The 21,461-nt window shown below is 65.1% G+C and carries 24 protein-coding genes; 16 read left to right on the top strand and 8 right to left on the bottom strand.

Annotated features, from left to right (window positions below; translation table 11 throughout):
- The first annotated feature begins 2 nt into the window (after positions 1-2).
- On the top strand, positions 3-698 hold the full coding sequence (locus XH93_RS19580; RefSeq protein WP_194474801.1) for a hypothetical protein: 696 nt from the start codon (positions 3-5) through the stop codon (positions 696-698).
- Here XH93_RS19580 and XH93_RS19585 read toward each other — a convergent pair.
- Positions 676-1,575, bottom strand: a complete 900-nt coding sequence (locus XH93_RS19585) for a LysR family transcriptional regulator (protein WP_371815091.1) — start codon at positions 1,573-1,575, stop codon at positions 676-678. The two genes, XH93_RS19580 and XH93_RS19585, sit on opposite strands and share 23 nt — an antisense overlap.
- A 144-nt stretch (positions 1,576-1,719) precedes the next feature.
- On the opposite strand from XH93_RS19585, the gene XH93_RS19590 reads away from it, so the two are divergent.
- From XH93_RS19590 to XH93_RS19615, 6 genes are all read left to right on the top strand, one after another.
- Positions 1,720-2,535, top strand: coding sequence for an SDR family oxidoreductase (locus XH93_RS19590; RefSeq protein WP_139862222.1), 816 nt, complete (start codon positions 1,720-1,722; stop codon positions 2,533-2,535).
- A gap of 126 nt (positions 2,536-2,661) precedes the next feature.
- Positions 2,662-3,213 (top strand): YkgB family protein, encoded by a 552-nt coding sequence (locus tag XH93_RS19595; protein ID WP_194474803.1) that lies wholly within the window; start codon positions 2,662-2,664, stop codon positions 3,211-3,213.
- A 121-nt stretch (positions 3,214-3,334) separates the two neighbouring features.
- Positions 3,335-3,790: a carboxymuconolactone decarboxylase family protein gene (locus XH93_RS19600; RefSeq protein WP_194474804.1), complete on the top strand. Its 456-nt coding sequence runs from the start codon at positions 3,335-3,337 to the stop codon at positions 3,788-3,790.
- Between the two features lie 74 nt (positions 3,791-3,864).
- On the top strand, positions 3,865-4,740 hold the full coding sequence (locus XH93_RS19605) for an alpha/beta fold hydrolase (protein ID WP_194475236.1): 876 nt from the start codon (positions 3,865-3,867) through the stop codon (positions 4,738-4,740).
- A gap of 164 nt (positions 4,741-4,904) precedes the next feature.
- Entirely contained in the window at positions 4,905-6,569 is a 1,665-nt protein-coding gene (locus XH93_RS19610; RefSeq protein WP_194474805.1) for a thiamine pyrophosphate-binding protein, read from the top strand.
- A gap of 9 nt (positions 6,570-6,578) precedes the next feature.
- Positions 6,579-7,349 carry an SDR family NAD(P)-dependent oxidoreductase gene (locus XH93_RS19615; protein WP_194474806.1) on the top strand — a complete coding sequence of 257 codons (771 nt, stop codon included), beginning with the start codon at positions 6,579-6,581 and terminating at the stop codon, positions 7,347-7,349.
- A 15-nt stretch (positions 7,350-7,364) separates the two neighbouring features.
- Here the strand turns inward: XH93_RS19615 and fabG are convergent, their stop codons facing one another.
- Positions 7,365-8,045 carry a 3-oxoacyl-ACP reductase FabG gene (fabG, locus tag XH93_RS19620; RefSeq protein WP_139862217.1) on the bottom strand — a complete coding sequence of 227 codons (681 nt, stop codon included), beginning with the start codon at positions 8,043-8,045 and terminating at the stop codon, positions 7,365-7,367.
- A 129-nt stretch (positions 8,046-8,174) separates the two neighbouring features.
- Between fabG and XH93_RS19625 the strand changes: the two genes are divergently transcribed.
- Together XH93_RS19625 and XH93_RS19630 are read left to right on the top strand one after the other, a co-directional pair.
- Entirely contained in the window at positions 8,175-8,894 is a 720-nt protein-coding gene (locus XH93_RS19625) for an SGNH/GDSL hydrolase family protein (RefSeq protein WP_194474807.1), read from the top strand.
- A gap of 136 nt (positions 8,895-9,030) precedes the next feature.
- The gene (locus tag XH93_RS19630) at positions 9,031-9,234 is read left to right on the top strand and encodes a hypothetical protein (protein ID WP_139484072.1); all 204 of its coding nucleotides are present in this window, start codon (positions 9,031-9,033) and stop codon (positions 9,232-9,234) included.
- Positions 9,235-9,243: 9 nt separating this feature from the next.
- Here XH93_RS19630 and XH93_RS19635 read toward each other — a convergent pair whose 3' ends face one another.
- Positions 9,244-9,987 (bottom strand): tyrosine-protein phosphatase, encoded by a 744-nt coding sequence (locus XH93_RS19635; RefSeq protein ID WP_194474808.1) that lies wholly within the window; start codon positions 9,985-9,987, stop codon positions 9,244-9,246.
- Between the two features lie 84 nt (positions 9,988-10,071).
- Here XH93_RS19635 and XH93_RS19640 point away from each other — a divergent pair, with 84 nt between their 5' ends.
- Positions 10,072-10,374: an MliC family protein gene (locus tag XH93_RS19640; RefSeq protein WP_194474809.1), complete on the top strand. Its 303-nt coding sequence runs from the start codon at positions 10,072-10,074 to the stop codon at positions 10,372-10,374.
- 90 nt (positions 10,375-10,464) lie between these two features.
- Here the strand turns inward: XH93_RS19640 and XH93_RS19645 are convergent, their stop codons facing one another.
- Complete coding sequence (locus tag XH93_RS19645; protein WP_194474810.1) at positions 10,465-10,665, bottom strand: DUF2735 domain-containing protein; 201 nt, start codon at positions 10,663-10,665, stop codon at positions 10,465-10,467.
- 542 nt (positions 10,666-11,207) lie between these two features.
- On the opposite strand from XH93_RS19645, the gene XH93_RS19650 reads away from it, so the two are divergent.
- From XH93_RS19650 to XH93_RS19675, 6 genes are all read left to right on the top strand, one after another.
- Complete coding sequence (locus XH93_RS19650) at positions 11,208-12,242, top strand: glutamine synthetase beta-grasp domain-containing protein (RefSeq protein ID WP_139862213.1); 1,035 nt, start codon at positions 11,208-11,210, stop codon at positions 12,240-12,242.
- A gap of 187 nt (positions 12,243-12,429) precedes the next feature.
- A complete protein-coding gene (locus tag XH93_RS19655; RefSeq protein ID WP_194474811.1) occupies positions 12,430-13,134 on the top strand; it encodes a hypothetical protein in 705 nt (234 codons plus the stop codon).
- Complete coding sequence (locus tag XH93_RS19660) at positions 13,134-13,820, top strand: substrate-binding domain-containing protein (protein WP_194474812.1); 687 nt, start codon at positions 13,134-13,136, stop codon at positions 13,818-13,820. The genes XH93_RS19655 and XH93_RS19660 overlap by 1 nt, the downstream gene beginning before the upstream one ends.
- Positions 13,821-13,852: 32 nt before the next feature.
- Complete coding sequence (locus XH93_RS19665) at positions 13,853-14,671, top strand: tetratricopeptide repeat protein (protein WP_194474813.1); 819 nt, start codon at positions 13,853-13,855, stop codon at positions 14,669-14,671.
- A 132-nt stretch (positions 14,672-14,803) separates the two neighbouring features.
- On the top strand, positions 14,804-15,430 hold the full coding sequence (locus XH93_RS19670; RefSeq protein WP_194474814.1) for an antibiotic biosynthesis monooxygenase: 627 nt from the start codon (positions 14,804-14,806) through the stop codon (positions 15,428-15,430).
- A 62-nt stretch (positions 15,431-15,492) separates the two neighbouring features.
- Positions 15,493-15,642, top strand: coding sequence for a hypothetical protein (locus tag XH93_RS19675; RefSeq protein ID WP_016843021.1), 150 nt, complete (start codon positions 15,493-15,495; stop codon positions 15,640-15,642).
- A gap of 437 nt (positions 15,643-16,079) precedes the next feature.
- Here XH93_RS19675 and XH93_RS19680 read toward each other — a convergent pair whose 3' ends face one another.
- From XH93_RS19680 to XH93_RS19695, 4 genes are all read right to left on the bottom strand, one after another.
- Positions 16,080-16,694 (bottom strand): Isoquinoline 1-oxidoreductase subunit, encoded by a 615-nt coding sequence (locus XH93_RS19680; protein ID WP_246799719.1) that lies wholly within the window; start codon positions 16,692-16,694, stop codon positions 16,080-16,082.
- A gap of 14 nt (positions 16,695-16,708) precedes the next feature.
- Positions 16,709-17,233 carry a (2Fe-2S)-binding protein gene (locus XH93_RS19685; protein WP_139484062.1) on the bottom strand — a complete coding sequence of 175 codons (525 nt, stop codon included), beginning with the start codon at positions 17,231-17,233 and terminating at the stop codon, positions 16,709-16,711.
- Complete coding sequence (locus XH93_RS19690) at positions 17,230-20,028, bottom strand: xanthine dehydrogenase family protein molybdopterin-binding subunit (RefSeq protein WP_194474816.1); 2,799 nt, start codon at positions 20,026-20,028, stop codon at positions 17,230-17,232. The genes XH93_RS19685 and XH93_RS19690 overlap by 4 nt, the downstream gene beginning before the upstream one ends.
- 129 nt (positions 20,029-20,157) lie before the next feature.
- Positions 20,158-21,249: a hypothetical protein gene (locus tag XH93_RS19695; protein ID WP_194474817.1), complete on the bottom strand. Its 1,092-nt coding sequence runs from the start codon at positions 21,247-21,249 to the stop codon at positions 20,158-20,160.
- Positions 21,250-21,461 lie beyond the last annotated feature (212 nt).

Below are 21,461 nucleotides of genomic sequence, written 5' to 3' on the forward strand. Positions count from 1 at the left end.
CCATGCAGGATGGGCTCTACAAGGTCGAGGTGACCAGTGCGCGCGGTTTCGGCCGCGGCGTCGTGATCGCGCGCGACGGCAGGATCTTCGGCGGCAATGGCGGCTATGCCTTCACCGGGCGCGCCCTTGGAGCGGATCAAGCACCTGGCTTCGAGATCACCGGCGTGTTGCGCAATACCACCGGCGACTACCGGCCGCTCGACGGCGTGGCGCCCTTTGTGTTGCAGGGAGCGCGCGACGGAGAGGGTTATCGCCTCGCCGGACGCACGCCGCTGCTCGGCGGCGAGGTCACGGCGATCATGACCGCGCTGAGCGAGGCGTCGGCGCCACCGGCGCGCCCCGGCGGCGCCGACGGCATCGTCAACGGATTCTATTCCCTGACCATCCGCATGCTCGACGGCATCAACGCCGGCAACACCGGCCTGATGCTGCTGCACGACGGCAGCATCCGCGGCGGCGACGCGTTCTTCGCCTATCTCGGCGCCTATCAGAGCGCCGGCGGCCGCTGGAAGGGCGAACTCATCAACCACGAGCACACGCCGAGCCAGGGCGAGCGTCCGGTGTTCGGCGGCAAGGAAGTCGGCATCGGTTTCTCCGGCACCTACGACGCCGGTGGCGCGGTCGGCGAAGCCACCGCGCTCGCCGGCAAGCGCAGCATCCGCTTTGGCGCGGTGCTCAGGAAGCTTGTGGCGATCTGACCACGTCTTTTGGCACGGCGAGGCGCTCCCTGAGACGGGGCACCGCGAAGTCGAGAAACGCGCGCAATTTGGCCGGCATGAACCGATTGGGCGAGTACACGAAGTTGACCGGTTGCGGCGGCGGCTGAAAATCCTGCAGCAGCGGAACGAGCTCCTTCGAATCGACCGAGCGTGCCAGGAGATAGGAGAAGCCCTCGGTGATCCCGAGGCCTGCGCGCACGGCATCGCAGGCCGACTCGAGATTGCTCGCAACGAAGCGCGACCGAACCGGGACTACATAGTCGGTCCGGCCTCGCTTGAATCGCCAGGTCGATGGCGACTGCATCGGCGGATAGCTGATGCAGTCGTGCGCCAGCAGGTCATCAGGCGTTTTGGGCGTTCCGCGCGCTTCCAGATAGGCCGCGCTGGCGCACACCACGCGGTGGATTTCCCCGACGCGGACCGCGATCAGGCTGCTGTCGGCGAGATGGCCCACGCGTAGCGCGACGTCGATGTGCTCTTCCAGAAGATTGACGGTCCGGTCCTGCAGATTGAGATGGACGTCCACTTCCGGGAACGTCTTCAAAAAATCCGACAGGATCGGCTGCAGACACAACCGCCCGAGCGCGACGAGCGTCGAGACACTCAGCTCTCCTCGTGGCGTCGTGTACTCGCCGGAAACGATGCGCTCGGCTTCCGAGACGTCGGCAAGGATTCGCTTGGCCGCGGCAATGTAGGAGAGCCCTGCGTCCGTCGGGACAAAGGCGCGGGTCGTCCGATTGAACAGCTTGGTGCGCAGATGCGCTTCCAGCTCCGACACTTTGCGGCTCACGGTCGCCAGCGGCATGTTCTGCCGACGTGCCGCAGCGGTCAGGCTTCCGGCTTCGGCCACCGCCACGACGATCGACATTCCCTCGAACCGATCCATTCTGTTACTTCCATTTCTTGGAAGAATGTCTCCCAATATTGCCAGATACCGATCAGTTTCGGAATGGCCTATCCATCACCGCGACGGCAGAAACCCGCTCAATGGAGATGGAACATGACCCAGGCCCCCGGCACCGCCCTTATCACCGGTGCATCCGCCGGCATCGGCGCGATCTACGCTGATCGTCTGGCAAGGCGCGGCCACGACCTCATTCTTGTCGCGCGCAACCGGCGGCGGCTGGGATCGCTCGCGCGCCGGCTCGCCAATGAGACCGGCCGGAAAGTGGAGACGGTCGAGGCCGATCTCACGTCGGCGGCCGACCTGCAGCGCGTTCAGGACATCCTTCGCAGCAATGCCGGCATCTCGGTGCTGGTCAACAACGCCGGCGTCGGCGCCTCGGGCCCGCTGCTCGGCTCCGACATCGACAAGATGGACCACATGATCCGCCTCAACGTCACGGCGCTGACGCGGCTGACCTATGCGGCCGTCCCGGGATTTGTCGCCCGCGGCAACGGAACGATCATCAACATCGCATCGATCGTTGCGATCGCGCCGGAGGTGCTTAACGGGGTCTATGGCGGCACCAAAGCCTTCGTGCTCGCGTTCAGCCATTCGCTGCGTCATGAGCTCGCCGACAAGGGCGTGCGCGTGCAGGCGGTGCTGCCGGGCGCCACGGCCACCGAATTCTGGGATGTCGCCGGCACGCCGGTTCACCAGCTTCCGGCGCAGATCGTGATGACGGCCAGCGACATGGTCGATGCCGCGCTCGCGGGTCTCGACCTTGGCGAGACCGTCACCATCCCGTCGCTGCCCGACAAGGCCGAGTGGGATCGTCATGAGGCGGCTCGCCTTGCCATGACGGACAGGCTCTCGAGCGCGATCCCGGCGCCTCGCTACAATTTGCACAGACGTGCGGGCGCAGGCGTCTAGCCGACGCCAACGCCTCTCCCGGAGTTACACACGTACTCCTCGGCATCCAGCCGGACATGCCGAGACCGCCGCGCCGATGCGCGACGGCAATCCCTCACACGTCCGGTTGAACAAAGGAGACGTACCATGAAAACGGAAATTGCCATTGCTCGTACCGCCACCCAGGTTCCGCCAGCGGTCCTGGCTCTGAACGCAACCATTCCCTGGCGCCTTCACGCTGAACGCCTGCTCGCTTCCGCCGAGCCGGTCAGCCGGGTCGGCCTCTACGTGTCGCTCGCGATCATCTACGCCTGGTTCGGCGGCATGAAGTTCACCGCTTACGAGGCCAACGGCCTGGTGCCGCTGGTGGAGAACAGCCCGCTACTGAGCTGGTTCTACGCGGTGTTCTCGGTGCGCGGCTTCTCGACCTTCCTCGGCTTCGTCGAGCTCAGCATCGGGCTGCTCATCGCGCTCCGATTGGCGAGCCCGCTGTTCTCCGCAGCCGGCGGCCTTTTGTCGGCCGGACTGTTCGTCACGACCGTCAGCTTCATGATCTCGACGCCGGGTGTCATCGTGCCGGAGCTCGGAGCTCCCGCGATCACGGTCGCGCCGGGTCAGTTCCTGCTGAAAGATATCGGTCTGTTCGCCGCCTCGTTCTGGGTGTTCGTCGACTCGCTAAAAACCGTGGTTCGCAAGTGAACCGGCGTGCGCATCAGCACCGCATGAAACCCGCAAAGCTGCTCGCTGTGTTCGTCGTCGATAGCGACGAAAAGAGGCCGACGACCACAGTCGAGCAGGATCCATCCTCAAGGAGCACGAAATGAGCAAGCGTCTCGACTACGATCAGGTTGCGCCGGCGGGCATGAAAGCGCTGGGCGGCGTCTACGGCTACATCATGCAGAGCAAACTTCCTGCGGTGCTGGTCGATCTGGTCTATCTGCGGGTGTCGCAGATCAACAACTGCGCCTACTGCCTCGATATGCACACGCGCGATCTGCTCAAGAAGGGCGAGAAGATCGAAAAGCTCGCGTTGCTGCAGGCGTGGCGGGAGGCCGGCAATCTCTTCGATGCGCGCGAGCGCGCCGCGCTCGCCTGGGCCGAAACGGTGACGCATGTCGCCGCGACCAACGTGCCGGATGAAGCGTATCAGGCAGCCCGCGAGGTGTTCGACGAGCGCGAGCTCGTGGATCTCACGATCGCGGTCAGTCTGATGAACGCCTACAACCGCATGGCCATCAGCTTTCGGAACACGCCGAAAGCTGCAATCGAGAAGTAGAACCGGACGCGCGTTTGAGCGCAGCAGGACGCCGACCAGAGCAGGGGCGCAACAACGTCGAAAGGATATGCATCATGTCACAGCCAGTCATCGACAACGCGATCGACGTCTTCAAGATCGACGACGACGTCACGCTCAGGCGAATGGTTCTGCACAACGCGAACCCCAAGGGGATCGTGCTGTTCCTGCACGGGTTTCCGGAAACCCTGTACGCCTGGCAGGATATTGCCACGGCGCTGGCTGGTGACTTCGAGGTCCACGCTTTCGACTGGCCGGGCTACGGCCTCTCGTCACGGCCAGCGCTCGACCGCTTCTCCTATGCACCCAGGGACTACGCGCGGGTTCTGGATCGATATATCGAGAAGGCGGGCATCGACACATCGAAACTGACGATCTACGCCACCGATATCGGGGCGCTGCCGGCGCTGCTGCTGGCCGTGGAAAAACCCGATATCGCAAGAACGATCATCGTGGGCGATTTCGCCCCGTTCAACAGGCCGCAGTTCATGTATCCGAGCCTGCAAAGCCTGAAGGCGGGACCTGCGATGGACCAGGTCCGCGCCAGCCTGAACAGCAATCGCGACGAGATCCTTGAAAACACTTTCACAAGGGGCTTGCCCAAGGAAGCTCATTTCGACGTCGCGCGCGAATTCAAGGACGACATGTCCCGCGGATGGATGCAGGGCGCGATGACGACGGCAGACGCGTTCGCGCATTACTACTCGCACTTTACCCGAGACCAGGATCACTTCGAAGCGCAACTGACCCGGCTCAAGACACCCGTGAAGGTGGTCTGGGGCGAGCAGGACCTCTACATCAACAAGCAGATGGGAGTTGAGCTCGCCGAAAGACTGCACGCGGAACTGACGGTTCTTGCGGGCGTCGGGCATTTCCCCCATTTGCAGGCCCCGGCGCTGACGATCGCCGAGGTCCGGGCCGCATTCCGGTGAGCCGCCCAGCCCATTGACCGGCACGGCCCAATGCTCGGCTTCGCCCAAAGCCATGCGGCAGACGCAACCGGCCGCGCGGGCGCGAACCGTCTCGCGCGGTTGCCATGGGTCGCTCCCCGGCAGATGATGCAGAAAACGGATCAGAAACAATCGAGAGGAAGCGAATGCGTGGACGTCGCGTGCTGATGGAATCGTTCGTGGCGCACGGTGTGCGTCACATCTTCGGCAACCCCGGCACCACCGAAACGCCGCTGCTCGACAGCCTGCCGGCATTTCCGCAACTCGCATACATCATGGCGCTGCATGAAGGCGTCGCGGTCAGCGCCGCGAGTTTCTACGCGCAGGCGTCGGGGCGCGTCACCGTCGCCAATCTGCATGTCGCGCCGGGCCTCGGCAACGGCATCGGTTCGCTCTATGGCGCGCTGAAGGCGAATTCGCCCGTGGTCGTGACGGCCGGCCAGCAGGACACGCGGATGCGGCTGAACAATCCACTGCTCGGCCACGACCTCGTTGCGATGGCAGCACCAGTCACGAAGTGGAGCGTGCAGATCGAGCGCGCCGACGAGATCGCACCGATCATGCGACGCGCGTTCAAGGTGGCGACCGATGCGCCGCAGGGGCCGGTGTTCGTGGCGCTGCCGATCGACGTCATGGAACAGGAAACAGCGGTCGATGTGCTGGCGCCGGATCATCTGTGGCGCGCGACGCGCCCCGATCCTGAAGGCATCGAGGCGCTGGCTGCGCTGCTGCTGAAGTCGAAAAATCCAACGATCATCGCCGGCGACGACGTGGCGCGATCGGACGGCGTGCAGGCGCTGGTGGCGCTCACGGAAGCGATCGGCGCCACGGTGTGGTTCGAAGGGCTGCGGCATCACGCGCCGTTCCCGACCGGCCATCCGAGCTATCGTCAGTCGCTGCCCGGTGACGCCCGGCAGGTGCGCAAGGCGCTTGGCGATACCGATCTCGTGCTCCTCGTCGGCGGTCCGTTCTTCGAGGACATCTGGTTTGCGCCCGGCGGCCACATTCCCGATGGCGCGGCATTGCTGCAGATCGAAGCCTCGACCGAGCGCCTCGCGCTCAACAACCGGCTCGATGCCGGCGTCGTCGGAGACATCGCCGTCAGTCTCGGTGCATTGACCGACGCGTTGCGCGCCAAGGCGGGTGCGGAGTTCAAGCAGGCCGCGCAAAACCGCAATGCCGCGCTCGCCGAATTGCAGGCGAAGGAAAAGAACGCCTATCGCGCGCGGGTCGAGAAGAGCTGGAACAGGCAGCCCAGCTCGATGCCGCGCGTCACCGCGGAACTTCGCCGCGCTTTGCCAGACAATGTCGTCATCGTCGATGAAAGCATCACGGCGAGCCTCGATCTCGCGCGCGCGTTCGACTATCGCGGCTTCGGCGATTATTTCGGCGGCCGTGGTGGCGGCATCGGCCAGGGCCTGGCCGGCGCGATCGGCGTCAAGGTCGCGATGCCGGACCGTCCGGTTGTCGCCGTCTCCGGCGACGGCTCGGCGATGTATGCGATCCAGGCGCTGTGGACGGCTGGGCACCACAAGCTTGCCATTGTGTTCGTGGTACTTGCGAACCGCGAGTACCGCATTCTCAAGCACAATGTGGATCTCTGGCGGCAGAATTTCGAAGCCGGCACCCAGCATCCCTATCAGAACATGGATATCGCCGGCCCGGCGCTCGACTTCGTGCATCTCGCAGCCGGCATGGGCGTCGAGGCCGTCAGGGTCGAGAAGGCCGATGACATCGCCGGCGCCGTTGCAACGGCTGTTGCAAGCCAGCGGCCGTACTTGGTCGAGGTCGCAATCGAAGGAAAGCGCTAGGAGTTTCTCATGACAGGCATTCTGGACGGAAAGGCGGCACTAGTGACAGGCGGCGGCTCCGGCATCGGCCGGGCAACCGCGATCGCGATGGCGCGCGAAGGCGCGCGCGTGGCGGTGTCCGACCTTTCGAAGGATGGAATCGAAGAGACGGTCGCTCTCGTCAACGCCGCCGGCGGCCAATCGATCGCGATCCAGGGCGATGTCACCGATGAGGCTGCTGTCGCGAATATGGTGGCGCGCACGGTCTCGGCGTTCGGGCGTATCGATTGTGCATTCAACAATGCCGGTGTCGCCGGGCGTTCCGTCGGCCCGCCCGGGCAGCGCATTCACGAACTGACGCAGCCCACCGTGGCAAAAATGTTCTCGGTGAACCTGATGGGCGTGTTCCTGTGCCTGAAGTACGAGATCGCGCAGATGCTCAAGCAGGGCGGCGGCGGCGCGATCGTCAACACGGCCTCGATCGCCGGGCTGATCGGCCTTGCCACCTCGGCTCACTATGTCGCGACCAAGCACGGCGTCGTCGGGCTGACCAAATCAGCGGCGGTCGAATATGCCCAGGACGGCATCCGGGTGAATTGCGTCAATCCCGGCTACATCAAGACGCCCATGACCAAGGAGACGATGGACGAGCGTTACGACGAGATCATGGCCAAGGTGCCCGTACGCCGTTTGGGCGTACCGGAGGAGATCGCGGAGGCCGTGGTCTGGATGTGCTCGGACAAGGCGTCCTTCATGACCGGCGCCTCGCATGTGGTCGACGGCGGCTACACTGCCGCCTGACATGCATCGGCGAAGCTAAACCCGTCCGTTGACCGGCAGCAGGGCGCCGGTGACGGCGCTGGCGGCGTCGGAGGCGAGGAACAGGATGACGTCGGCGAGTTCTTTCGGCGTCACCCATTTGGAGATATCGGCTTTCGGCATCGCCGCACGGTTGGCCGCGGTGTCGATGATCGAGGGCAGCACGGCGTTCACCGTGACCTTGCCCTTCAATTCGGCGGCGAGCGACTCGGTCAGGCGATGCACGCCGGCCTTCGACGCCGCGTAGGGGCCCATGCCGGAGGCGGCCTGCAGCGCGCCCAGCGCGCCGATATTGATGATGCGTCCGGCGCGGGACTTGACCAGATAGGGAATGGCGGCCTGTGATGTGTTCAGCGCGGTCATCACGTTCATGGCGTACATGCGCTGCCAGGTTCTCGGATCGCCATCGGTAACAGCCTCGAACACGAAGCCGCCGGCGATGTTGATCAGCGCGTCGAGCCGGCCGAAATGCGCCGCTGCCTTGTCGATCGCCGCCTTGGCCTGCGCCGCGTCGGTGAGATCGACGTTACCGAGCTCGATGCGGTCGGGCGTTGCTGCCGCGGTCGATGCGGTATGGTCGAGGCCGGCGACGCGCGCGCCCCGCGCCAGAGCTTCGTCGGCGACCACCTTGCCGAGCGCGCCGAGGGCGCCGGTGATGACGATGGCTTTTCCGTTCATGGTGGTCTCCGTAACCGCAAATGGCAGGGGACCACTATGATCAGGCGGAATTCATTTGCAATGCCGGCGGGTTTTACGGCCAGATAGGCCGGTACAACGAGAGATCGTATCAACGAGCGAGTATTTCAAATGGTTGATAGTTTTGCCTCTGCAGACCTGCCGGCCGATGTGATCGGCTTCAAATATCCCTTTCCCTGTCTCGCCGAGGCGATCGGCAAAGGCGGTCCGATCAGGATCGTCGCAATGGGATCGTCCTCGACGGCCGGCAGGGAGGATGTTCTGCCTTATCCGTATTGGCTGGAAATGTATCTGAGGCGTGATGCTGCGCCCGATGGCAATTCGCGGATCGATGTCATCAACCGCGGCCGCGGGGGCGAGGAAGCCGACAAGGAACTGGATCGCTTCCGGGAGGATATCTTTGCGTTGGAGCCGACGCTGGTGATCTGGCAGGTCGGCACCAACGCGGTCTTTCACCGGGAGGACTACGATATTGACGTCGTGGCGCAAAAGATCGCGGCCGGGCTCGATCTTCTATGTGCCGATCGGACCAAGATGGATGTCATGCTGATCGATCCGCAATATGTCACGGCCATGCTTCTCGACGACAAGGCAGAGCTTTCGGAACGCATGGTCGCGCTGATCTCGGAGAAGGCCGAGCTTGCGAAGGTCAACGTTTTTCACCGCTGGGCGCTGATGCGGCATTGGCACGTTCATAACGACATCTCGTTTGAGCGGATGCTGGATCCGACCGATTCAGCCAAGCTGCACCAGAGCGATGCAAGCACGCAGCGGCTCTCTCGCGGTCTGTGCGACACCATCCTGAAGGCAGCAAGGTCCGCCGGATCCTGATCGCGTCACACCAACGCGCTTGACTACGTAAGACTACGGGGTATGGCGTGATCGCTAAAATTCGCGGCAGTTCTGTAAGTCGTTTGCAGAACCCTTTTCGTAGAAGCGGAACCTCGACCAAGCAGGGGGTTTGCGAATGGGAAATCTTCCGGATCACGGTTTACCGCTCGTTCAGCTTAAGGAGCAGCGGCGCGATCTCGTGGTGGCGTTGCAGAACCGCAAAGGACCGGTGAGCAGCTGGGAATTGATGCAGATCGCGGCGATCCAGCAGGCGATTTCCGCCTTCGAGGACGTCATTGCCGATCTTGATGCCGAGCTCGAGCTCGAGGCTGCGGCGTAATCCAATTGATCAGGCTTGCAGATAGCGGCCTTCAAGCGCCTTGCGCTCGGCCTGTCCGAGCCCGAGGCCATCACGGAAATAGCCGTCAAGGCTGCCGTAGTCGGCATCGACCGCTTCGAACGCAGCATTGAGAAACGCGGCCTGCACGGTGCCGAGCACCTGCCTGACGTGGTCGGGAAGCTCGGAGGTCGCGGACGGATCGCGCTTGTAGAACTGGTTGGTGAGCAGATAGTCGTCCGCGATCACCTCGTCGGGCACGCCGAGCGCGTGCAGGATCAGCGCGCAGGCAAAGCCGGTGCGGTCCTTGCCGGCGGTGCAGTGGATCACCAGCGGCGCGCGATCTTCCAGCAGATGGGCAAACAGCGTGCGGTAGCGCTCGGTGTTGTCCTGAACATAGCCGCGATAGGAGTCCCGCATCACGTCGACCGCGTCGTCCTTCGACAGCGGCCGGGTCTCGGCGATCGCGCGCAGCGCGGCGACGACCGTCGGCTCGACGGGGAGCGAATGCACGGTGACGTCGGTCATGCCGCACAGCGCCTCGGCGCGCTCGGCGACGCCGCGGAAATCGAACGCGCTTTTGACCCCGAGCCCGCGCACGACCGCGATGTCCTGCTCGGTGAGGTGGGCCAGATGGTTGGAGCGGAAGATCTGCCGCCACCGCACGGTCCGGCCGTCATGCGTCACGTATCCCCCCAGGTCGCGAAAATTGCTGGCGCCGGAGAGATTGAGATGACGCGCGAGGGTTTTGGACATCGGGCAGACCTGTTGCTGTGGATGCTGTCTTGGCGCAGGAGTCTCGTGCAGACAGGTCTATAATGGGCGCGTCAGGGGGAGAATATGACTTATCGCGGGATCGCCATTGTTGCCGGCGCAATTCTTTTCGCCGGTTCCTCGGTTGCGGCGGCGCAGTCCGCCTTCCGGAATTATCGCTGCGCCGACGGCACGCAGTTCGTGGCGCTGCTGGGGGCGGATTCGCGCGCGCATCTGCAACTCGACGGCAAGGCGGTGGCGCTGCGGAAGCGGCTGTCGCTGACGGGGACGCGCTATAGCGGGAGCGGCGTTACCCTCGATATCACCCGGACCGGTCAGGCCCGGCTGAAGCACGGCAAGCAGCCGGTCACGGCCTGCGAGCTGACATGAAAAAAGGGCCGAAACGTTGCGTTCCGACCCTTCCTTACCATTCTGACGCTGTTTGATGTCGCCGCGTCGCGCGACTCTGTTGCTGCGGCATCAGTGGTCGCGGCCCGGCTTGGCGTCGTCGATCGCGGCCTGATGATACCAGCTCTCGCTGCAGATGCTGGTTTCGACCTGTGCTGCGAGCTCGAGCGCCGCGCGCGCATCGCCGTAACGCCGTCCCCCGAGAGCCGCACGGCCCCCGGCCGGGAATTGATAGATCTTGGCAGATCCCTGGTTTTGGCCCGTGGTGATCATCTGAAAGTCTCCTTGGCCGGAATGCGAGCCTCCATGCTGCGCCCGACTCCTTCGCGTGTGGTTACCGGAGTTTGGATATCGGCCGAGCTCCGACGGGGTGCAAGTTGATCAATAAGTAGTCACGACCTGTCTAATTCGTAGGCAAATCCCGGTTTGCATCCTGCGGGGCAGGATGCAGCTGACCAACGCTTGAGCTGCCACGATGGTTGCCGGTCCCGGCCCGACTAGTCGCAAACTGTCACATGGCGCTGCCGCAGCTTTAATCGGCGAGGGCGCTGGCCGCCGGATTTGCTGGAGAATCGGGCGGCGGACCGCTCGGTGAGCGGATTCTGGCCGGCGCCGGCGCATGCCAGCCGCGCGCCTATGTCGCAGCAAAAAGTTCAAAAGCAGCTGTGGACATTCCGGCCGGCCTGCGTCCCGCAGTGCAGCGACTGGCATTCAAATTGCTTAATAGGAACCGGCCGATGGTGGCCGGGTACGTGCGGCGACCGACTGGCTTTCGGTTTCCTCGCGGTTTTTTGCATCATCAACAGAGAGGCTCAATGACCAAGTACAAGCTCGAGTATATCTGGCTCGACGGATATACGCCGACGCCGAACCTGCGCGGCAAGACGCAGATCAAGGAATTCGCGTCGTTCCCGACCCTCGAACAGCTTCCGCTGTGGGGCTTTGACGGCTCGTCCACCCAGCAGGCTGAAGGCCACAGCTCTGACTGCGTGCTGAAGCCGGTCGCCTGCTATCCCGACGCCGCGCGCGAGAACGGCGTGCTGGTGATGTGCGAAGTCATGATGCCCGATGGCAAGACGCCGCATTCGTCCAACAAGCGCGCCACCATCCTGGATGACGACGGCGCTTGGTTCGGCTTCGAGCAGGAATACTTCTTCTACAAGGACGGCCGTCCGCTCGGCTTCCCGGGGGAGGGTTATCCGGCGCCGCAGGGCCCGTACTACACCGGCGTCGGCTACAAGAACGTCGGCAGCGTCGCCCGCAAGATCGTGGAAGAGCACCTCAACCTCTGCCTCGCCGCCGGCATCAACCACGAAGGCATCAACGCCGAAGTGGCCAAGGGCCAGTGGGAATTCCAGATCTTCGGCAAGGGCTCCAAGACCGCGGCCGACCAGATGTGGATGGCCCGCTACCTGATGCTGCGCCTCACCGAGAGCTATGGCATCGACATCGAATTCCACTGCAAGCCGCTCGGCGACACCGACTGGAACGGCTCGGGCATGCACGCCAACTTCTCGACCAAGTACATGCGCGAAGTCGGCGGCAAGGAATATTTCGAGAAGCTGATGGCGGCCTTCGAGAAGAACCTCATGGACCACATCGCCGTCTACGGCCCGGACAACGACAAGCGTCTGACCGGCAAGCACGAGACCGCGCCGTGGAACAAGTTCAGCTACGGTCTGGCCGATCGCGGCGCCTCGATCCGCGTGCCGCACTCGTTCATGAACAACGGCTACAAGGGCTATCTGGAAGACCGCCGTCCGAACTCGCAAGGCGACCCCTACCAGATCGCCTCGCAGATCCTGAAGACCATCGCCGAGGTCCCGACCGGCGCGAAGGCCGCGGCCTAAGCCATCACCGGATGCCCTGACGGGCGTTCGCTCACGCAAAACGGGTCCGCCAGGGCAGCACGCCTTGGCGGACCCTTGCATTTTCATGACAGCGTTGGCCGGTGCCGGCGCACCGAAAGCGGTTTCGCCGCGTTATGAACCGCGCTAGACAACGGTGGTATCTTTGGCTGCCGCGGGGACACGGCGCTTGTTTGAGGGATTTTACAAGGTCCGGTTCGAACTGGGCGGCAATGTCGGCCGCAGCGTGATGTATGTCGGCAACGGCAAGATGCTCGGCGGCAACTCCGCCTTTGCCCATATCGGCAGCTATGAGATCGAGGGCGGCGGGGTCGCGGCCGAGATCAAGACCGTCCGTCACAACCCCGATCCGAACTACCGCGCGATGGCCGGCACCGATGACGCGACCCTGATCGCGAAGGGACGGCCGGACGGCGTGCTGCTGCGCTTCAAGGGCGAGCTGAAGGAATTGCCCGGCGTGCCGTTCCAGTCGGTGATGACGCCGATCACCGAAGACGAGATCCCGGCCGCCCGCGGCGTCGGCGAGGGTGGCATCGTCGACGGGCTGTATTCGATCCACATCCGCATGCTCGACGGGGTCGACGGCGGCCTCACCGGCGTGATGCTGCTCAACAACGGCCGCATCCTCGGCGGCGATGCGTTCTTCTACTATCTCGGCAGCTACACCTCGGCGAACGGCCGCTGGAAGGGGCAGATCCTGAACCAGGAGCACACCTCGGCGGTGGGCGAGAACCCGATCTTCGGCGGCCACGAGGTCGGCATCGGTTTTGCCGGCACCTACGACGAAGATGGAGCCGTGCTCGACGCCACCGCGTTCGCCGGCAAGCGCAGCCTCCGCCTCACGGCTGTGCTCAAGCTGATGCGGCGAGCGTAATGGGCAATTCGGTGCGCGTGCTCTCGACATTGGCGCTGAAGGGCGCGGTCGCGCGGCTGGCCGCGGCCTATCACGCCGTGAGCGGCATCCGGATCGATGCCGATTTCGCGCCGACGCTGGCGCTGCTCGAGCGCCTGCGCGGCGGCGAGGCGCCCGATCTCGTGATCCTGACCCGCGAGGGGCTGGACGAGATGATCCGCGAAGGCCGCGTTGCGCCCGAGGGCGCCGTCGATCTCGCGCGCTCCTATGTCGGTCTTGCCGTCAAGGCGGGGGCGGCGCACCCGGACATCGCGACCGAGGCCGCGCTGCGTGCGACACTGCTTGGTGCGCGCGCAGTCGCCTATTCGCGGCTCGGGGCCAGCGGCATCCTGTTCGCGCAGCTGATTGAACGGCTCGGGATTGCGGCCGCGATCAACGCCCGCGCGGTGATCATTCCGCAGGGCTTTACCGCGGAAAAACTCGTCAGCGGCGAGGCCGATCTTGCGGTTCAGCAGATCAGCGAGCTGAAGCAGGTCGACGGCATCGAGGTGATCGGCCCGATTCCGCTGCAATTGCAGACGCCGGCGGTGTTTTCCGCCGGCCGGATGACCGGCTCGCAGCGCGCCGACGCCGCGGACCATCTGCTGCGCTATCTCGCATCATCAGCGGTCGCGCCGGTGCTGCGCGAGACCGGGCTCGAGTCTTGAATTTGCCCGCAGCACGACGCAACCTGCCGCCCATGTTCAGAGCCCTTCATGTCATCATCGTTGCCGCGGCACTTGCCGCGCCGGCGCTTGCGCACGCGCAATCGGCCGACCTCGTCTTGTGCGATCGCGTTGCGGCCGATCCCTCCGATCCCGACCGGCCGGCCGACGTGAAGGGCGTCGCCGAGATCGCGGCGTCGGATATCGCGACCGCGATCAAATACTGCGCGGTCGCCGCAAAATCGTCGCGCCGTGCGATGTACCAGCTCGGCCGCGCCTATGCCGCGAACAAGCAGACCGCGGAGGCGGTCGCCGCCTGGCGCAAGGCGGCCGACAAGGGCTCAACTTCGGCGATGGTCGAGCTCGGCGTGCTCTACGGCACCGGCAGCGGCGTGGCGAAGGACGAGGCGCAGGCGCGAAAACTGCTGGAGCGTGCGGCGCAGGCCGGCAATCCGCGCGGCGTCAGCAATCTGGCGGCGCTCGGCGGCAGCACAGCGGCCGATCCGGCGCGCTCGCGCGACCTGCTTGCCAAGGCCGCGGAGACCAACGCCGAGGCGCAATATCAGCTCGGCATGATGCTGGCGGAAGGCAAGGGCGGTGCGCAGGACGACGTCGCCGCGCGGGCGCTGTTCGAGAAGGCCGCGGCGCAAAACCATCCCGCCGCGCTGGAGCGGATGGGCGCCTTCGCCCAGGCCGGCCGCGGCGGACCGAAGGACAGCGATGCCGCAAAAGCCTATTACGAGCGCGCCGCCGCGCTCGGCGACGAGGACGCCAAGAAGGCGCTGGAGCGCGCCCGCTGTCCCTATGTCATCAAGGACAAGCGCGGCAACCCGGTGACCAATCTCTGCTTCTAGAGTTCCGGAACTGCCGGCGAGCATGTCTCCCTGAACTGGAAGAAACTGGCCCTTTCCTTCGGGACACTCCGGTTCTAGCTTCGACCTTTCACGCCAAGCGCAAGCGACGGTCGCAACATCGGGGCAACCTTGATGATCTCCCAGTTCTTCGAAGTCGAGATAAAGGACGGCCACATCGACCGCTACATGAGCCTTGCGGCCTCGCTGAAGCCGGCGCTGGACGCCATGGGCGGCTGCCTCTTCATCGAGCGCTTCCGGAGCCTGACCCGCAAGAACCTGCTGCTGTCCTATCAGATCTGGCAGGACGAGGGATCCATGACCGCGTGGCGCGTCGATGAGGGCCATCATGCGGTGCAGACGATCGGTCGCGAGAAAGTCTTCTCCGACTATCGCATCCGGATCGCCCAGGTGATCCATGAAGCAAGGCCGGGCGGCCCGATCTGGCAACCCGAACGGCGCACGCCCTACAACGACCCCACGAGGCGTCCGGCGACATACGTCGTTGCATCGGAGTCGACGAATCCCGATCCGCCGGTCGCCACGCAATGGCGTCGCGATTCCTTCGCGAGCATGTATCGCGACGGCCGTTTCGCGCATCTCGTCGACGTGCCGGATGTTCAATCCGGTCTGGACTTCGGTGCCAAGCTGTTCGCCGATCCGACCACCGAATATTTTCGCGTTTTCGAGGTCATGCGCGACTACGGAATGTACGATCGCCGCGAGGCGCCGCAATATTATCCGCCGGTGCATCGCGCCTAGCCGAGAGGAACGCTCGCCGCGGCACGCCGTTGACCTCGCGAAAGGCAAGGCGAGGCGATGTCATGATCCGCAAGCTGCGTTCCGGCGAGTACCGGCTGTATTCCCGCAAGGTCAATCCGAAGACCGGCAAGCGCCGTAATCTCGGCACCTTCAAATCGCGCGCCGCGGCCGAGAAGCACGAGCGCGACGTGCAGTATTTCAAGCGGCATTAGGCGCATGCACACATCTCACTCATCACTCAGCCGATCTTGCTTGAGGCTGCACGGGAGGTGGGAGGGCTCGCTCCCCCTTGCGGGGAGAGTTGGAGAGAGGGGTAAGCCACAAACACCGCCCGCGCGGCTTACCCCTCTCCCTAACCTCGAGAGCGAGCTCCGCTCGCCTCGGACCCCGCAAGGGGGGAGGGAACCCATCCGGTGGTGCCTTCCTGACCTGTACGCCCTCGCACCAGACAGTGCATGGCGCATGGGGAATTGGCCCGCTTGCAGGCCGTCGCAAGGGGCGCTACCAAAATGCCGAAAAACAACCCCATGCAAAGTAGCCTGCGGCCGGCGTTCGACCAGGCCGCTGTCGACCAGGCCGCTTGACACGTCGGGCAAGTCAGGGGTATTCTTCCAATATTCCGAAATGTGCAAAACCTGAGCGGCCGCGCTTACGGTGCAGGGCAGGCCGCGCCGGTCTTGACCCAGGCCTCGACCAGCGCGCCGGCTTGGTCCTGAGTGCCGGGCGCGGGGGCGCGGCCGAAGCCGGGATGCCAGGCCCAGCCCACCAGCGTATCCTTGCCGATATGCTCGATCAGAGCCTCGACCTTGCGGCCGCCGTTGCGCGCGGGATCCTTGATCTGCTCGCAGATCTCGCCGATCGACTTGCCGCCCCACGCCATCTCGCGCGGCGCCAGATGCCATTCCGGATGGCCGGGGACGCGGCCGGGTTCGAAATTGCCGTGCTGGTGGCAAGTCGCGCAGCGCATCGCCTCGATGCCGTGGCCGTCGGCGCCGCGCGTCACCGGCGGCTGGTGGATGCGGCTGACATCGCCCTGCCGCGGGCTGTCGCCGGCGGGATGGCAGTTGGTGCAGCGCGGATGGGTCAGCACCCTGCCGAGCTCGGTGAAGATCGCCGCCGACCGCTTCTCGACGTTCTCGATCGACGCAAAGCTGTCCGGTGAGGCGAGGGCGTGGCTTGCGGTCTGCGACGCCGCGTAGCCCGCGCACAGGCTGGTCATGAGCGCCGTCACCACCGCGATGATCCGAGACGTGGTTTCCGACATCGTCACGCGCGCGCTCATTTGTTGGCGATCAGATAGCGCTGGGCGTCGGCGAGGATCACGTCGCGCACCGCCTCGTGGTACTTGATGTAGCCGGTGCAGCGGCAGAGATGGCCATCGAGCGCATCCGCGATGGTCTGCTCGAGCTCGTCGCGCGGCACCGGCGTGCGCGCCAGCCGTTCGAGCAGCACCTGGCCCTCGTTGAGGAAGCCCGCCGTGCAGTAGCCGCACTGGAAGGCGAAGTGGGCGATGAAGGCCTTTTGCAGGGTGGAGAGCTCGCCGTCCTTGGCGTGTCCCTCGACGGTGCGGATCGTCTTGTCGTGAAAGGTCACGGCGGAGACGATGCAGGTCGGGCTGGTGTAGCTGGTGCCGTCGGGGTTATCGACGATGATGGCGCAGCTCAGGCACTGCGCGGCGCCGCAGCCGAACTTGGTGCCGGTCATGCCGAGCATCTCGCGCAGGAAATCGTTCATGGTGAGGTCGTCGCGGACCTCGAACGGGCCGTGCTTGCGGCCATTGATGGTCAGGCTGAGCGTCGTCACGTCAGCGCTCCCTTGAGCAGGCTTGAGGTCACTGGCAGCGAGCGGAATCGGTGGCCGGTGGCGTCATAGATGGCGTTGAGCAGCGCCGGCACGATCGGGATCATCACCACCTCGGCCATGCCCTTGGGCGGCTCGTCCGGCGTCAGCGGCGGCAGCATCTCGATCTCGAGATCGCGCAGCGGCAGGTCGGAGCCGCGCGCGACCAGATACTGGCCGAGATTCCATTGCCCGTTGCCGGGGCCGCCTTCGTACGGCGGCAGCGTTTCCAGCAGCGCGTAGCCGACGCCCATGGCAAAGCCGCCATGCGACTGCCCCAGCACCACCTCGGGCACCAGCGCCTGGCCGCATTCGAACACGCTGTAGGCCTTTGCGATGCGCAACGTTCCACTGGCGCGCTCGATCTCGACGCGGACCAGCGTGCCGCACATCGAGGTATAGGCGGTGCCAATCCGGTTGTTGTCGGTCGGCGGAAATTTCACGCTGACCCGGTCGATCCGCTCGAACGCGCTGCGGCCGCGGCGGATCGCCAGCGCGTCGATCTCGGCGCGGTACTGCTCGCCGAACAGCGGGAAGCGCGCCCGCGACCAGGCCCAGCGTGAAAAACTGTGTGCGATCGCGCCGGTGACGAGGTTGCGGGCATGCGCGGTCGCGGCGAGTTTGGCGAGCGGCAGCGGGGCGAGATCGTCGAGTGTGAGCTGGCCGTCCTTCCAGCGCGCCTTGTCCCATTGCTTGGCACGAGGATCAGTCTTTGCAATGCGCCAGAGCTCAAGAGCCGCCGGCCACAGGCCGAAACGGTAGATGATGCGGGCCGCCTCGGCCGACGAATGGGTGCCGACATGGGCGCCGATCGAGGCGCTGGTCGGCGAGCTGATCGCCGGCACCCAGCGCGGATTCTTCTCGGCGAGATCCTGGGTCTTCTGGTCCATCGTGTAGGGATCGCCCGAGCTGACCAGCCCGAGCGCGTCGTAGCTGTCGACGCGGGAGACCGCGACCTCGTCGGCGATGGCGCCGAGATGGCCGGCGACGCGGTTGGCGAGCGCGGTGCCGATGCCGTTGCCCATCTCGACATGATCGCAATAGATCGCGATCCGCCCCTCGGGATCGAGCTCGACGCGGCCGAGCGAGCAATCCGCGCCGGCGCCATAATCCTTGGTGACGCAGGCGACCCCGGTGCCGATCAGCCGCTCGGCGGATGCGCTCTGCTTGAATTTGCCGCGCTGCTGCCAGATCGGATGCTGCTCGAGCTTGTCGAGGATTTCCGGCGTGCGCACTGACACGATGTAGGGATTGCCGGTCATGGTCCGGCCGTTTTGCTTCAGTGCGTTGTTGCGGCGGAACGCGATCGGATCGGCCTTGAGCTCATCGCATGCTTCGTCGATCAGCACCTCGAGCGCGGTCATGGTCTGCAGCGTGCCGTAGCCGCGCATCGAACCCGCAGTGACGCCGCGCGAGTGCAAGGCAACCGTGGTGACGTCGACCTTCGGGACGTCGTAGATGCCGATCGCGGCGGTTGCGCCGACGGTCGCGACATTGGCGGAGAAATTGGCAAGCCCGCCGCCGTCGAGCACATGGTCGGCGGCGAACGCGGTGATCTTGCCGCTCTTGCGATCGATCCCGATCCGCGAGCGCATCTTGAACGGGTGGCGCTTGATGCCGGCCTGGAACTGCTGGTAGCGGTCGTGCGCCAGCCGCACCGGCTTCCCCGGCAAGAACATCGCGCACAGCGCGACATAGAGGATGAACGGGGTATGGTCGCGGCCGCCAAAGCCGCCGCCGACATGGGCGAACTGCGCGTTGATATGCGTGGGCCTGAACGGCGCGCGCGCCTTACCGAGCAGATGCGCGATCGACTCGATCGCCTCATAGGGCGACTGCACACCGAGCACCAGCTCGAGATTGCCGCTTTTGCCGTCGTACCAGGCGAGCCCGCTTTCCGGCTCGAGGAACATCGGATCGACCGACTGGGTCTCGAACTCGCGGTCGAGCACGAGCTGCGACGGATCGTCCTTTGCAAGCTGGGCGCGGATCGCTTCGCCATAGGTGGCCGCCTTGGCGTAGTCGGGCTTGGTGTCCTTGGCGAGCGGCAGCCAGACCGGCAGCGGCGCGTTCTGGATCCGGCTCGGCGACACCCAGCCGGCCATGATCGGAGAGTAGACGTCGGGCGCCTCTAGCGTGGCGCCGGCCACGCGGGTGAAGCGGTAGGCCCCGTAGTTCGGCAGGGTGACCGGGCCGGTCTCGTCGCCGACCTTGACGAAGGTGCCGTCGCGCAGCGCGAAGCGCGCCCGGTCGTAGGCGTCGAAGGTCTCGAAGATCAACAGCGCGACCGGCTGGCCGAGATAGATCGGGGTCTTGCCGATCGGGCAGAACAGGTCGCCGGTGTAGAACTCCGGCACCCGCGCGCCGATCCAGTCGAGATCATCAGCCGTGACGATCACCGACGGTTTCGCCACGTCGTCGAGCCGGGCGAGGTCCATGCCGGCATAGACATGCGTCGCGTCGTTGGCGCGTACCAGGATGGCGTGCGAGGTGGTCGCCGGCCAGCCCGGCATGTCGGCGGCACGGAAATCTGAGACGTAGAGCTTTGCGCCGGTGACTTTTGCGACGCCATCGACGCGGCCGGCGCCGGCTGCGGCCGGATTGAACTGGCCGCGCCCGGGCAGCGTCTCCCGGGTCGCGAACGCCGGCTGCTTGGCGAGGTCCTTGGCCAAGTCCTTGGCAACGGCGAGCTGCGACAGGCTGACCGAGATGCCGCCCGCCGACAACCACTTCACGAATTCGCGTCGCGAAGGCCGCATGCCCAGATCCCTCATCAACGCTCTCAGTCGCATGTCGCGCCCGGGTTTACCGGGAGGCGCGACACACGCCGCAAGCTAGCGGTCAAGCCGCCATGATTCGCAACGCTACGATAGGCGGAATCCGCCGCCTCACTGCAGATCGGCGATCGTCGCCGGCCCGGGACCGGGCGTGATCAACGCCGGCCACTGCTTGGAGCCGAACGGCACCATTGGCGGCAGGAACGTGGCCATGCCGCGCTTCTTGGTCTCGGCGATGATCGCCTCGCGCGCGTCGCCGCCCATCAGTTCGTAATCCATCAGATGGTAGCTGCCGAAGAACAGCGCGCCGACCGAGCGGTCGGCGATGATCCGCGTCAGCGACTCCAGCATGTCCTGCGGCGTGGTGGTGAAGTTGATGGTCTCGATCAGCATCAGGCGGTCGTTCATGGCGTCGGGCCCGAAGAACTGCGCCAGCACGCTGAAGATCACGTTGTTCTGCCGCGCCACATAGATGGTGTTGCTCGCGCCATAGGTCTTGTCCCAGTCGGCGCCGAGCTGCGCCTTCCAGTCGGCCATCACGGTCATCCAGTGCGCGACCTGGGTCTGCGCCGCCCAGGCGACGTTCTTGGCGAGCAGCGGCGCCTGCTTCTTGCCGAACGCCTGCAGCTTGGCGAACGGTATCGCGCCGGCGGACAGGCATTCATCCATGAAGGCGAGGTTGTTCTGCAGGATGGCGCGGTTGTTGTCGCGCCAGTCGGCCTGCATCGGCGTCTTGTCGAGCCCGTCGAGCGCCGACTGCATCCGGCTGCGGTAGGCCGCCATCGAGCCGCGCCACGCCTTGTCGTCGGCATTGTCGACGTAAGGGCCGACCACCTCGGCCAGTGCCATCGTGCTGTGGCCGACCGACTTGAGCAGCTGATAGACGATCGGCACCTGCGGCGCCTCGGTCGGCGGCTTGCCCGGCCGGTACAGGATCAGGCGGCCGCCGGCGCCGGAGAACAGGCCGAGGATCACCGGATGCTTGTCGAGGACGTTCTTCTGGAAAATCCTGGCCGCGTCGCCATACAGCTCGAACATGCCGGTGTTGAGCGCGAGCACGTCCTTGGTGGCGACGTCGGCCGGCGTCGATGAGGTCTTGCCTGAGATCGGCGCCATGTAATCGGGCAAGGCCTGCGCCAGTGCGGCGCCGCTGCTGCCGAGCAGCAGGGTCGCGGCAACTGCCAGGCGAAAACGAGTGGTCATGTGGTGCTCCTCGAAGCCTGTCATGAGAGCCGGACGCGCATCGCCGTGGCGTTAGCGGGCGCGCGAGCATTTGACGCAAATTGCACAGGATGGTCGGTCCCGCATGACGCAGCACGAGGTGCGGGCGGGGCCTACAGCTAAGCGACGAATCGGCCGGTGTCCACTCCCGGAGATTGCGGAGATGACTGCGCCAAAAGACCTAATGGCCGAGG

This window comes from Bradyrhizobium sp. CCBAU 51753 (assembly GCF_015291565.1).
GTDB lineage: Bacteria > Pseudomonadota > Alphaproteobacteria > Rhizobiales > Xanthobacteraceae > Bradyrhizobium > Bradyrhizobium ivorense.